General features: G+C 42.2%; 14 protein-coding genes. 6 read left to right on the top strand and 8 right to left on the bottom strand.

Annotated elements, in window-relative coordinates; all coding sequences use genetic code 11:
• Positions 1 to 6: 6 nt before the first annotated feature.
• The 6 genes from HF638_RS13590 to HF638_RS13565 all read left to right on the top strand — a co-directional run bounded on the left by HF638_RS13590 (position 7) and on the right by HF638_RS13565 (position 5,096).
• The gene (locus HF638_RS13590) at positions 7 to 765 is read left to right on the top strand and encodes an SDR family NAD(P)-dependent oxidoreductase (RefSeq protein WP_169480671.1); all 759 of its coding nucleotides are present in this window, start codon (positions 7 to 9) and stop codon (positions 763 to 765) included.
• 60 nt (positions 766 to 825) lie between these two features.
• Positions 826 to 1,911, top strand: coding sequence for an alkene reductase (locus HF638_RS13585; protein ID WP_169480670.1), 1,086 nt, complete (start codon positions 826 to 828; stop codon positions 1,909 to 1,911).
• Positions 1,912 to 2,177: 266 nt separating this feature from the next.
• A complete protein-coding gene (locus HF638_RS13580; protein ID WP_169480706.1) occupies positions 2,178 to 3,176 on the top strand; it encodes an NADP-dependent oxidoreductase in 999 nt (332 codons plus the stop codon).
• Positions 3,177 to 3,230: 54 nt separating this feature from the next.
• Entirely contained in the window at positions 3,231 to 3,809 is a 579-nt protein-coding gene (locus HF638_RS13575; protein ID WP_169480669.1) for a TetR/AcrR family transcriptional regulator, read from the top strand.
• An 88-nt stretch (positions 3,810 to 3,897) separates the two neighbouring features.
• Positions 3,898 to 4,680 (top strand): SDR family NAD(P)-dependent oxidoreductase, encoded by a 783-nt coding sequence (locus HF638_RS13570; protein ID WP_169480668.1) that lies wholly within the window; start codon positions 3,898 to 3,900, stop codon positions 4,678 to 4,680.
• 23 nt (positions 4,681 to 4,703) lie between these two features.
• A complete protein-coding gene (locus HF638_RS13565; protein ID WP_169480667.1) occupies positions 4,704 to 5,096 on the top strand; it encodes a hypothetical protein in 393 nt (130 codons plus the stop codon).
• A gap of 57 nt (positions 5,097 to 5,153) precedes the next feature.
• On the opposite strand, the gene HF638_RS13560 is transcribed toward HF638_RS13565, so the two are convergent.
• From HF638_RS13560 to mprF, 8 genes are all read right to left on the bottom strand, one after another.
• Positions 5,154 to 5,753 carry a class I SAM-dependent methyltransferase gene (locus HF638_RS13560; protein WP_169480666.1) on the bottom strand — a complete coding sequence of 200 codons (600 nt, stop codon included), beginning with the start codon at positions 5,751 to 5,753 and terminating at the stop codon, positions 5,154 to 5,156.
• 34 nt (positions 5,754 to 5,787) lie between these two features.
• Positions 5,788 to 6,831, bottom strand: coding sequence for a sensor histidine kinase (locus HF638_RS13555; protein WP_169480705.1), 1,044 nt, complete (start codon positions 6,829 to 6,831; stop codon positions 5,788 to 5,790).
• Between the two features lie 49 nt (positions 6,832 to 6,880).
• Entirely contained in the window at positions 6,881 to 7,561 is a 681-nt protein-coding gene (locus tag HF638_RS13550) for a response regulator transcription factor (RefSeq protein ID WP_169480665.1), read from the bottom strand.
• Positions 7,562 to 7,617: 56 nt separating this feature from the next.
• Entirely contained in the window at positions 7,618 to 8,184 is a 567-nt protein-coding gene (locus HF638_RS13545; protein ID WP_169480664.1) for a class I SAM-dependent methyltransferase, read from the bottom strand.
• Positions 8,185 to 8,226: 42 nt separating this feature from the next.
• Positions 8,227 to 8,730 (bottom strand): DedA family protein, encoded by a 504-nt coding sequence (locus HF638_RS13540; RefSeq protein WP_169480663.1) that lies wholly within the window; start codon positions 8,728 to 8,730, stop codon positions 8,227 to 8,229.
• A gap of 171 nt (positions 8,731 to 8,901) precedes the next feature.
• Positions 8,902 to 9,258: a histidine kinase dimerization/phospho-acceptor domain-containing protein gene (locus tag HF638_RS13535; protein ID WP_169480662.1), complete on the bottom strand. Its 357-nt coding sequence runs from the start codon at positions 9,256 to 9,258 to the stop codon at positions 8,902 to 8,904.
• Between the two features lie 296 nt (positions 9,259 to 9,554).
• Entirely contained in the window at positions 9,555 to 10,202 is a 648-nt protein-coding gene (locus HF638_RS13530) for a phosphatase PAP2 family protein (RefSeq protein ID WP_169480661.1), read from the bottom strand.
• A gap of 227 nt (positions 10,203 to 10,429) precedes the next feature.
• Complete coding sequence (mprF, locus tag HF638_RS13525) at positions 10,430 to 13,063, bottom strand: bifunctional lysylphosphatidylglycerol flippase/synthetase MprF (RefSeq protein WP_169480660.1); 2,634 nt, start codon at positions 13,061 to 13,063, stop codon at positions 10,430 to 10,432.
• Between the last annotated feature and the right edge of the window lie 194 nt (positions 13,064 to 13,257).

Genomic DNA, 13,257 nt, shown 5'->3' with positions numbered 1-13,257 from the left:
AATAAGATGAAATACACCGTAATTACAGGAGCAAGTTCAGGAATTGGATATGAAACGGCATTGGCATTTGCAGCACGGGGCAAAAACTTGATTTTGGTAGCTAGAAGATTGGATAAGCTGGAAGAGCTTAAATCAACCATTCAGGGTATTGACTCTAAAGTAAATGTTATCGTTCACACAAGTGACCTGTCTGTTACCGCAGAGGCATACGCACTGTATAACGATTTGAAGGAGTATGAAATCGAGACTTGGATCAATAATGCAGGTCTGGGAGAGGGTTCGTTCATTGCTGATCAGAATTTGGATAAAGTCGAGACCATGCTGCGTGTAAACATTGAATCCTTGACCGTTCTTTCTACACTGTATGTGCGAGATTATGCGGATGTCGAAGGTACTCAGTTGATTAACGTCTCCTCCGCACTTGGATACGCCATTGCTGTAGGGAGTGTTGCTTATTCTGCATCGAAATACTATGTTAGTGCCTTCACAGAAGGTCTTGCGAAAGAACTGGAACTGAAAGGTGCAAAACTGAAAGCGAAGGTTCTGGCACCAGCGATCACGGAAACAGAATTCGTGCAAAAATCACTAGATGCTGAAGCTTTTGATTACAAAGCGAATATGCCTAAATATCACACAGCTAAAGAAATGGCAGGCTTCATGATCAATCTGTATGATCACAATGAAGTGGTCGTAGGAATTGTAGACCAGAACTATGAGTTCCAACTGACAGGCGCAATCTACCCGGTGATTTCAGAATTGAATTAATACAGCAGATTTCAGAGAATACATCTGCAACATTTCAAATAAGAAGAGGAGCGCGTTCAATTGGAAAAGATATGGAGTAAAACGAAGATTGGCAACATGGAACTGCCCCATCGACTAGCGATGGCACCCATGACACGTAGTCGAGCGCTAGAAGATGGTACACCTGGAGAGTTGGCTGCACTGTATTATGCTCAGCGTGCAACCATGGGACTACTGATTACGGAAGGTGCACAACCTTCTGATGATGGACAAGGTTACCTGTGGTCACCTGGCATCTACACGGACAAGCATATTGAAGGATGGAAAAAGGTAACGGATGCGGTGCATGAAGCTGGTGGATATGTATACATCCAACTAATGCATGCTGGCCGCATGTCACATCCGGACAATACCCCGCATCATCGTCAACCGGTTGCTCCATCTGCAATCGCACCGGGTGTAGAAATGTTCACGGCCACAGGGATGCAGGATATCCCCGTTCCACGGGAATTGAGTCAGGAGGATATTCAAACCACCATCGCCGATTTCCGAAAAGCAGCAGCTGCAGCGATCGAAGCAGGGGCAGATGGCGTCGAAATTCATGGAGCCAATGGCTATTTGATTAATCAATTCCTCGGAGAGAATTCAAATACACGGACAGATGAGTATGGCGGTTCTATAGAAAATCGTGCTCGCTTTGCGATTGAAGTAACGAAAGCTATCGTCGAGGAAATAGGGGCAGAACGGACAGGCTTCCGTATTTCGCCAGGGACACCGCTGGGTGGGATTCAAGATGGTGAACAAGGTTCTGAACTCTATCGCTACCTTGTAAAAGAATTGGCTCAATTGGATTTGGTTTACCTTCATGTTATGCATCTTGGAGATGAGAATCTGCTGCAAGACATTCGTTCGATCTGGCAAAATCCATTGTTGGTCAATCGGGCTGGAAGAACTTTGGAGGATCTCAGTGTAGATCTAGATCGTGGTCTCGCTGATCTGGTACCAGTGGGTGTATGGTCTTTAGCTAATCCGGATTTGGTGGAACGACTTCAACAAGGTGCTTCACTGAATGAAGCAGATCCGACAACATTCTTTGGTTTGGGAAGTAAAGGTTACACGGACTATCCTACGTTGGAAGAGTTAAAGTCACAAGAGGGGCAACACTAGCATCAAGCGGGGAACATGGCGTACAACCAACATTGCGCGCCATGTTCCTACATAAGTTTAACTAAACATTTACACGATAACGAAGAGGACAGAAAAAACCTGAAAAAGCGAAGTGTTCGCCTTTATCACCTGATTTTCCCTTTAGAAAGGGAATCAAAAAATCTGGGGATAACAGCGATTGGAAGGTTGTTCTGTCATCGTAGTGTAAGTGTAAATAATCTTTAGTTCAACTTATATAGTCTATAAGCAAAGGAAGAGGAAAAATGATGAGAGCAGTCCAAATACGGAAATACTCCAAAGAAATCCATGTGGAAATCAATGATATTGAGACACCTCAGATTCAGAGCCATGAGGTTCTTGTCAGAGTAAAAGCAGCGGGTGTAAATCCACTGGATATCTTGAATATGAATGGCAGTGTTCGGATGATTGCCGACTATAAGTTACCTTTAACCTTAGGGAATGAATTATCTGGTGTCATTGAAGCCGTTGGCGATGATGTTTTGAAATTTAAAGTGGGTGATAAGGTTTATACCAGGTTGCCTCTAAATAAAATTGGTGCTTTTGCTGAATATGCGGCTGTACATGAGGATGCTTTATCCATCATGCCTGAAAATCTTTCTTTTATCGAAGCTGCTGCAGTACCCCTTACTGCCTTGACCGCGTATCAAGCATTGCATGATGTACTCCAAGCCGGACCGAATAAAAAGCTGTTTATTCCTGGGGGAACCGGTGGTTTCGGTGCGATGGCTATCCCGATTGCCAAGTCCATGGGGCTAACTGTGATTACAAGTGGAAGCGAAAGAGGCAGATCACGTACACTGTCGATCGGAGCAGATCAATTCATTGATTATAAAACCGAACATTATGCTGATATCCTGTCCGATATCGATTATGTGATTGACACCTTGGGTGCGGATGAAATCAAAGCTGAACTAAGCATTTTGAAACCACAGGGGAAATTAGTTTCTTTGAAAGCGGGACCCAATTATCGGTTTGCAGCGGACAGTCATTTTCCAATGTGGAAAAAAGCATTGTTTGGCCTTGTAGGTGCACGCCTGGATTCTTTAGCGCGTAAGAATCAAAATGAATATCGCTTTATATTCGTGCACTCCAGCGGGAGTCAATTGCAAAAAATCACAGCTCTCATAGAAAAAGAAGATATCAAACCCTCGATCGATTCAACCTATACGTTTGATGAAATTGAAAAGGCATTGATTAAAGTGTCCACGGGTCACTCCCAGGGTAAAGTCATTCTTACCTTTTAAGGTCCAACGAGAGCATGAAATTTAATGTTTGTTGTCTGAACAGGAGGGAAGCTAATGGCGAGAAACAAAGAGTTCGATGAGTCTGTTGTACTGGATAAAGCGATGAGACTTTTTTGGGAACAAGGGTATGAGAAGACGTCGATGACAGATCTAGTCAATCATATGGGAATTCATCGTAAAAGCTTGTATGACACATTTGGCGACAAACATACCTTGTTTCTAAAGTCAGTAGATCTGTATGATCACAAAATCAGCTCTGCCCTTGCAGCAGGCGTAAAGCGTTCTAAAACGGCAACTGAAGCACTTCAGTTTATATTTTATTCTTTAATTCATGGAGAGGAATCTCCAGTATCAGGCTGCTTCATTGTCAATTCGACGGTAGAATTGGCGGCACGGGATGACGACATGAACAACCGATCGACGGAGATGTTTGCAAATACCGAGAATCTAATCAAGGACATTATGGTGTGGGGACAGCAAGAAGATGAATTCACTACGGAGTATAGCGCGGAGGTATTGGCTGAATATCTGCATAATGTGGGCGTTGGATTAAGGGTGATGGTCAAGACTTCGATGACCAAGGAAAAAATCCTTCGTATAGCGACGCTATCCATGGAGCTCATACGGAGGTAGTCTATTTTTTCACTATTATAGAACGTTCGTTCAAATATTGATATTCCAGATGAAACATATTTTATAGAAAAGAGAGGCAGGCAACAACATGCGAAAGACAGTTCTAATCACAGGGGGATCGGGTGGGATCGGTAAAGAGTTAGCAGATCGGTTTGCCAAAGGTGGACATCATATTGTGCTGGTAGCACGAAGCGAGGGTAAGATACAGGATCTAGCTCAGGAGTATCAGAAAAAGTATGGTATTCAGGCAACGGTTATTGCCAAAGATGTAGCGGCGCCTGGGGTACCACAGGAGATTTATAATGAGCTGAAGGAAAAGGGCATTGTTGTTGACTATCTTGTCAATAATGCAGGCTTCGGTCTGTTCGGGACGTTTATGGAAACGGATATGGAACAAGAAGTGAATATGATCGATGTGAATATAACGGCTTTAACCGTCATGACAAAACTGTTCTTGCCGGGCATGATCGAACGTGGGCACGGAGGCGTGATGAATGTGGCTTCGTTGGTAGGCTTTTTCCCTGGACCGATGATGTCAGTGTATTATGCGACCAAGGCATACGTGCTTTCGTTCACCGAGGCTTTGGAGAATGAAGTAAGCGGAACGGGCGTTACGGTGACGGCACTGTGTCCAGGTCTGACATCCACTGGATTTGTTGATCGTTCGGGTATGGGTGTCTCGAAGATGTTACAGGGCCCGATCATGGAAGCTGGACAGGTGGCCGAAGAAGGGTATCAAGGCTTCTTACGTGGCAAGACGTTAATTATGCCTGGAGCTCGAAATCGATTCATTGCATTTATGCCGCGCTTGTTACCGCGTAAGATGATGACTCGCATGATTAGATCTTCACAGGATAAGACAGGACATTAAACATTAAGAAGGAGCTGGTCGAAATGATTTTTTATGATTCCCCTCAAGCAACCGTTACATGGAATGAGGAAAATAAGGTAGTTGTTTTGCAATGGAAGAGCTTTGCGAAAGGTGAACAATATCGTATACCGCTTAATAAAGTGTTGGAGTTAGCGGTGCAAAAACGCACAAATAAGGCGTTATACGATAGCCGTCACTTGGCCGTTATTTCGCCAGATGACCAAGAATGGGTTGCACAAGAGTGGTATCTGAGATCAATGGAGGCCGGAATTACGTATTCAGCACTGATTGTTCCCCATAAAGCGATAGCTAAATCAAGTGCAAACCGAATGCTCTCAGGAATGGACATATCCAATCCAACTCAAGAATTCCATGACATAGATGAGGCATTTCATTGGCTGGCAACCGTAAAATGAGAATGTAACAAAACAATCATATACATAAATCAATGCGGTTATTATGGTGACGATAAATTAGATCTTCCCCAATTCGATCGTTTCACTGTGTCCTTCATCTTGCCTTTTACGACAAACATACACAAAAACAGGCGGGAAGCTGAAGGGCACGAATTGAATCTTCTCAATCTCAAATAACTCAGCTAATCGCTTCTTCATATGAAGTGAGTACTGGTATAAAACTAACGTGCCTCCAGGTCGAAGCGCTGTATGGATCTGTGACAGGATGTTGTGTCTCATTTCTCTGGAATAATTAAAAAAGGGCAGTCCACAAATGATACTATCCAACTGGTGCACATGTTCTTGATCGATCCTTTTCAGTAGATAGGATGCATTGGAATGGAACATGAATTCAGGATATGTTTTCTTCAGATTACTTCTCATTTTGGGGTCTCTTTCAAATAAAAACACGGTTGCAGATTTCGGTAATTGTGCTCTTATGAGTCGGGTGATGGCTCCTGTTCCTGGTCCCAGTTCTGCAATGGTTCTGATCTCATCCCATCGTACAGACTGGACGATTTTATGGGCTAGAAATTTGGAGCTGGGGAGGACACTGCCAACGCGTTTGGGGTTCTTGAGAAATCCTTGCAGGAAAAGAAGCGGTTCGAATGTTTTCATCGCGGTATCCTCCCTTATCAATGCTATTAATGTTTCAATGGATGTTAGAAGGTAAGCTTAGTTGGAATATAAATACGTTGCGCGTATGTTCTAGTGTTAAAGTCCCCTGATGTAACTCCGCAATGTTCCTTGCAATAGAAAGACCCAGACCAGATCCTGATTGAATACCTTCGCTATTCCTCGAATAATCCACCTTATAGAAGCGATCAAATAGTCTGTTTTTTTGCTCTCTGGTTAGTGGTATGCCTTTGTTCTCTACTTCAATGGTAACGTGATCATGCTGCACACTCATTCGAACATAAATCGTGCCCGGTTTAAAGGAATACTTCAGTGCATTCATGAGAAGATTGTCGATGGCACGTGCAATCTTATCGCTATCCAGGGAAACCATGATTGGAGTATTGCCGAGTTTTTTTTCAATACGAATCCCATGCTCCTGAGCTAAAGGTTCGAATTCAAACAACAATTGGTCCAATAGCTGACAGAGGTCAACATTTTTCAAATCCAACTGGGTGTTCACTGCGTTAAGACGCGTATATTCAAATAAATCATCGAGTAACTTCTTCAAATGCGTTGCTTTGTTATGGGTATTTTGAATGAAACGGTCATACTCTGCTTTGTCTTGAAATGATTCTGATTTGAGAAGCTCAATATAGCCAATTATGCTGGTAAGCGGTGTACGTAGGTCATGTGAGATGCCAGTGATCATGTCCATCTTGGATTTCTCCAATTCACGTTCTTTAGCAATCTGTTGCTTTAACTGTTCTGTCATGTGATTAATGTTTGAAGCGACTTGCCCAAGTTCATCTTGTCGATTAATGGACACCCTGTAATTCAGATTTCCTTCGGATATGATTTGAAGCCCTTGTTCTAATGTAATGAGATCTCTCACAATTTTTCGTGTGGAAAATAAAAAAATTAACGTGAAAATTATGATGAAGACCGGTGTTAGAACATAAGGAAAGATGTGGAGGAGCGAAGGCCAATGATATTTTTCACTAATTTTTGCGGCACCTATGATCAACATATTATTTACACCCACAGAGCCAACAAACGAAATCAATAAACTGATCAACATTCGATATAGGATGTTAATCTGTATCTTTTTTTTAAACTGTGGTAATCGATTAATCAATTTTATAACCCACTCCCCATACCGTTTTAATATACTGAGGTTCTCTTGGATTCAATTCCAGCTTTTCTCGAAGATTACGAATATGGACCATCACCGTATTATCCGAATATCCATAAGGTTCTTTCCACACGGTTTCGTAAATCTTCTCGGAGCTAAATACTTGTCCTGGATGGCTGGCAAGCAGCACCATAATGGAAAACTCTAATGGCGTAAGCGAAATGTCATTTTCTTTGAGCTTCACGGAATGTTTACTTGTATCAATGACAAGGTCCTTGATCAAAATAAGTGAATTGGATTCTGGTTTGCCAATCAGTGTTTGACGTCGTAGCTGAGCCTTAACGCGAGCCAGTAATTCTAACGGATTAAACGGTTTGACCATGTAATCGTCAGCCCCGGTAGTCAGGCCTGTAATTTTATCAATATCCTCTTCTTTGGCGGACAGCATAATAATGGGAGTCGTTGATACTTCTCTTATTTTGAAGCAGGCTTTGATTCCGTCCATAACGGGCATCATGACATCTAGAATAACGAGTTGAACCGATGTTGTTTTAATTATATTTAATGCTTCTTCACCATTGGCTGCTTCTATGACATGATATCCTTCATTACGTAAATAGACATGAATAACATCACGGATATCGGGTTCATCATCAACAACGAGAACGGTATTCATAATTCAACACTCCTTAAAATTAGGATAACATCAGTGTAAACGATAGTCCGGAATGTTTAAATTGTTTCCTTTTTGCGACAGACATAAACGAACGCAGGTGGGATATTCAAAGGCACTAATTCTATTTTTTCGATGATAAAGTGCTCCGATAATGTTTTTTTCATTTGAAGAGAATATTGAAAGGCGATGAATAATCCTCCAGGTTTGAGTGCCTTATAGATCTGATCCACCAACGTATTTCTTAATTCAGGCTCAAAGTTGAAGAAGGGCAATCCGCTAAAAATGTAATCCAGTTGCTGAACGCCCTCTTGATTCATGGATTCCACTAATCGAGCAGCATCTGGATAACAGGAGAATTTCGGGTATGCGGTCTGCAGATTATTTCTCATCGTTTCGTTCATCTCAAACAATAGGACTTTGGTGGAATCCTGTACCTGCTGATGAATATAACGAGTGATCGGACCTGTACCTGATCCAAGCTCGGCGACTGCTTTTGCCTCTAGCCAAGAGACTTGCTTCACCATTTTGCTGGCGAGAAACCGGGAACTGGGTAAGATACTGCCAACATGTTTAGGACTTTGCAAAAAGCTTTTCAAAAATAAAACAGGTTCATTGGAATTCATGAGGGTTCCTCCGTATATGTGATGGTATGTTATCAAAACCAGTTAGAAATGTAATAAATGCAACGTAGATAGAATGGGACCGCCGAAGTAGATTCCCGCTATAAAATACGTTATGGTCCATAGCAAAGCACTGGAATAGGAGATGAGAGCAAATTTTCTATACTGCACGCCGCTCAGCCCAATGACCAAAGGGAGAACATATCGCACGATTGGAATGAACAAACCGATGCACATCGCCCAATTGCCACTCTTATTCAGAATCAGTTCAGCCTTAACGAAGTGTTTATGATGTTGAAATCTGTGTTTTATCTTGGGTCCAAATAACTTCCCTGCAAAATAAGAAAAGGTAATGGCTGTTAATAGTCCTGATAAAATACAAAAGTATGTGATCCATGAATTGATAACTCCTGTGTGGCTCAAAATGGCACCGCTGATAATCGTGATCTCATTTGGAATTGGAATCCCGAAAGGCCCTAATGAGAAGGCAAAATAAAAAATCAGATATCCATACTGATGAAGTAGCTCTAAGATCGTATTACTGATCATTGTTTTGCCTCCTCTCTTGTCGATATAGAAATCATAATGAAAAAAACTAAGGAATTAATGAGCATATTTCTGAAGAAAATCTAAAGAATACATAAGCAAAGCCACACAACTACGTTCATGAGAAAAAAAGCCTTGCCAACGTACGGGCAAGACTTGAACAGGTAGAACTATTCAGACGTCCGTTTCTTCTAAATTCAACTGGGTATCATGGGAAGAGAGTCGGGCATGCTGGATTAGATTATTTATTAGCTTTCGTAATTGAAAGGCATCTGTATATGTTTCTTGTACAATCCGTCTATATTCTTCCGGGTTCGTAACTGAGTTGGTTTTTAACAACTCCACATTTTGAATGATCCCTTCGAGGGGTGCGTAAAGTTCATTCGATATGCCTTCGATCCATTCCCTTTTGGCGTTATCGCACTCATGTTCCTCGATCATCTGTTCTTGTAATTGATCCACCATGGAATGAAGTTGAGACGAAAATGTTCTTAATTCAACAAGTTGAAGTGGAGGTACTCGATAGCTCAAGTCTCCTCCCGAGAAGATGCATATGGCGTGGTCCAAAGTGGCAATTTCCCTAACGATGCGATGAGTCAGAATGCAAAAAGATATCACAAAAAACATAGTAAATAGGATAAGAACAAGGTACGCCAGATGCAATTGCAATAGATGCAACTTGGCTAGATGATGAACTGCGGCAAGTGGCAGCATGCATATGAAGGTCATGAGCAAGGCTATCAGAAAACTCAAACTAGAACTGATAAGGATATGGAAACGAATACTATGTTTGTGATAAAACGAGGGGGAATCTGTCAATGTTCATCTCACTCCAATCGAGTCGATTTAACACGGGATGGGAGAGCGTGGAGGGTTGTTCCAGTTAAGCGGAAACAAAGCTCTCCAACAAAGATACCACCGGCAATATCTACAACGACATGTTGTTTCACCAGTATGGTAGACATCATAATAAGAACGGAGAGGGTGGAAGTCATCGCCCATATCGCTCGTCCAAACACACGCGTTCCTCTAAGGATCAGATAACTGGTCAGGACATGAATGCTGGGAAAACAGTTGTAGGGTTGATCGTTACGGTAGATGTAATCAACCATCGTGAAGAGAAAGCCTTTCTCACTCTGGATGTTCGGGCGCTCAATCGCTGTCTGGAACAGAGCGAAGAAGATGTATGAGATCACCAGACCGCTGCAAAGTGCAATGAGCGTTTGAAAATAGGTTCGCTTGTCCTTAAAAGCAAGTGCTATTAATGCACCTGAAATGAACGGGTACCATAATACATAAGGAATGATAAAGGCCGGGACAAAAGGGATCATGGAATCCAGGGGTGTTGCAAGACTATAGACATGATCCCCAGGGCGATTTAGTACACCATAGAAGATATTTAAGATTGGAACGGCTGCAAGCCAAAGCAGTGAAAGCCAGGCTGATTTGGTAGATGACGGACTGGAAAGCTTCAAATGCTCAACTCCTATACGGATTTATCAATGTATCCATAGTAGAGATAAACTCTGAAGAACTTGAGAGGGATTTTCTAAAGAAATTCTGAATATCAGATAAAGTTTGTATTGGAAAAAAGTGGTATGAATAGATAGCACAAAGAAGAGCCGAGACGTCATAATGACGACTCAGCTCTTTTTTATGCCTCATGAGGACGGACTTTTTGAAATCAGATTCAACCCTACCATTAATCATTTGGACAACGGGATACTAAGCGAATAAGATCAAGCGTAAGCATGGGAAGTGCCATGCCTGAAGGATAAGCCAAGTATCTTGCATGCCATTCCGGAGAGAATTTTTCATTGTAACGGCGTAGTCCTTCAAATCCATACCAGTACCCACCATATCGGAAGACCAGACGGGCTAGTTTTTCTTCACGATGAGAGTTCTGATTCTCACCGACGCTGGAGAGCGGAGACATTCCGAGATTAAAGTAAGAATACCCCTGTTCTTTGGCCCATTCAATCAATCGTACAAATAGCACATCCATCGTACCATTCGGTGTATCATTCAGATGACGCATCAGATCAATGGAGATGACGTGATGATGACTATAGGATGGGGCCAACGTTGCAAAAGCCAAAATATTGCCTTGTGCATTACGAAGCAGTGTTAAGGGTGAGCGCTGAATATAGGTTTCGTTGAACCACCCTAATGAGTACGTTTTTTCTTTACGGTCACCGAGCCACTCGTCCGAAATCTGACGCAATTCAGAGAGTAGTTCTGAAGAATATGGCGGGGATAATACTTCAAAGATCTGCCCTTCGCGAGCTGACTTATTTAAGGCTGTACGTAAGTTTTGATTACTTTTCCCACTAAGAGTAAAGGTGTCTAGAGGTACCAAAGCTTCTTCACCTAATTTGAAAAATTTGTAGCCATTCTCATGATAGATCGATAGGTATTCAGGTGTAGCCTGATAAAAAACCACGGTTAATGCATAATGATGCGCATAGCTCTGAAATTCTTGAATTGCAGCACCAACAAGGTTTTTATTGCCGATTGGATCACCAAGTACGATGAGTTTCTGACGTACTTGAGCGTACGGAATCAGAACCTGATCATTTTGGGCCCAGTAAAAATGTTTGTCACCCAGATAGAGGAGATGAGTTAACAGATTACCGTCTTCTGCGGCAATGAATTGAGTGAATTTATTCATATCTTCTTCATTAGGGCGCATCTCTGTATAGCGAGACGGACGTAATGTGAAGACAAAAGCTATCACAATCAAAGCGCCCATTAATCCACTAAGCGCTGCTAACATATAGTCGTGAGGATGTGACACCCATTGTTGCGCACGCATGGGCAGGTGTTGCAAAATAGCCGGATGCAGCTGTGAACCTATAATGTAATACGACAACGATGAAATTAGAGCAAGAAACGTCCAGATCCAGATGCTGCGTGCAGATATACGAACACTCTCACGATTAAATCGTGTAGGGGATATCCACAGAATGAACGCCACGGTTAATAATATAAGTGCTTCTTCGTAATCAAATCCTTTGGCAAATGTGAAAATAGCTCCTGCTAACAACAATGCTCCAGTCCACAAGTAAGCTCGGCGAATACGCATGGATATCCCCCAGGATATGACGATAAGCATGATACCGATAGTTACTGACAATTGTTCAGATAAGCGCATCATGGATAAAGATAACAGATGTTCCATGAAGCGCAACCGATCTATAAGGCCTGGAGAAACAGCAGAGATGAGTAGAAGGACCCCGCTAGCGAATACGAGCTTGCCAAGTATCCACGCACCAAGATCACTAAGCAAACTGAAACGTGAAGGCCAATTCCAGCATCTGACCCATATGTTACGTGAAGCATTGAAACAGTTCTTCGTAATATCCTGCCATTGCTGTGGACTTGGACGCATCTCAAGCCCGGCCAATACCAGACCGATGAGCCAAGGAATGACAAAGTAAAACATGCGGAATAACAACAAAATCATTAGTGCTCGAGAAGGCTCAACACCTAATGTCTGCAATCCGAGTAAGGCGATCAGATCAAAAGCGCCAATGCCGCCTGGAGCCATACTAATGATTCCCGCAATGGCTGCCACAACGTATACCCCCAATACCGGAGCAAACGGTAAGGGGTGCAGATCAGAAAATGTAAACAACCAAAATAATGTTCCTGCACAAGCCCATTCCAGAACAGATGAACCCAGAGAAGCGAGAATGACGCTCCATGGTAATCTGCCATTTCCCTTGTTAAACCACTTGGCGAATAGGGATGAACGTTGCATGAGTAAGAAAAATGGCAAGTATAAGGAAACTCCCCATACGCCGAGTCGTAGCCAAGGATGTTGTTCAAATAGGGGTTCTACAGGCAAGATACCAATTAGTGCAAGACCGCCAAGCAAGGATAGGCCAACCAATAAAATAGGCGATAAAAAAAGTATGGCGGGACCCATTGTTTTCATGGGAATCCCGCTTTTCTTATAAAGAAACGCACGTAATCCTACACCGGTAAGACCTGCGAACCCTACCATATTATTAAAAGTGTTAGCGATCCAGGCGTAACGATACGTGGTTATCCAATGAATATCGAGCTTAAACTGTTTGCGAATAAGAAAATCATACGTACTCATCACAGATACGGCCATAAAAGAAGCAATGATCAGTTGAATGATGACATGGACTGGCTTCATATGTACTTCATGAATAATGCTAGCTATATTAATACGCTGAATCTCATGTCTTCCGTGTACATAGATGATGACCAAGATCGTTACAGGGATTAGAACTCTAATGATTTTGGATTGATAACAAGCTTTTAGAAACTGAAATAATTTAAGGTTTTGAAGCAAATCTTTCATTGTGTCTTGGACTCCACCTTTATGAAAAAATAGAATTTAACGTTATTGGGCAGGGGTCACGGGTATTTTACGAGCCTCCTGCCGTACAGGAATCATATTGAAAAAAACTAAGGATTTCATGGGTATATTTCTAAAGAAATTCTGAAGAGTTGGAGGGGGGGATTGAATCCAATAAGTGTGAAGTGATAGTGAAG

It is taken from the genome of Paenibacillus sp. SZ31 (assembly GCF_012912005.1).
In the GTDB taxonomy this organism is placed as follows: domain Bacteria; phylum Bacillota; class Bacilli; order Paenibacillales; family Paenibacillaceae; genus Paenibacillus.
The sequence above is the reverse complement of the archived record's forward strand: the minus strand, read 5'-3'. Positions and strand labels throughout refer to the sequence as shown.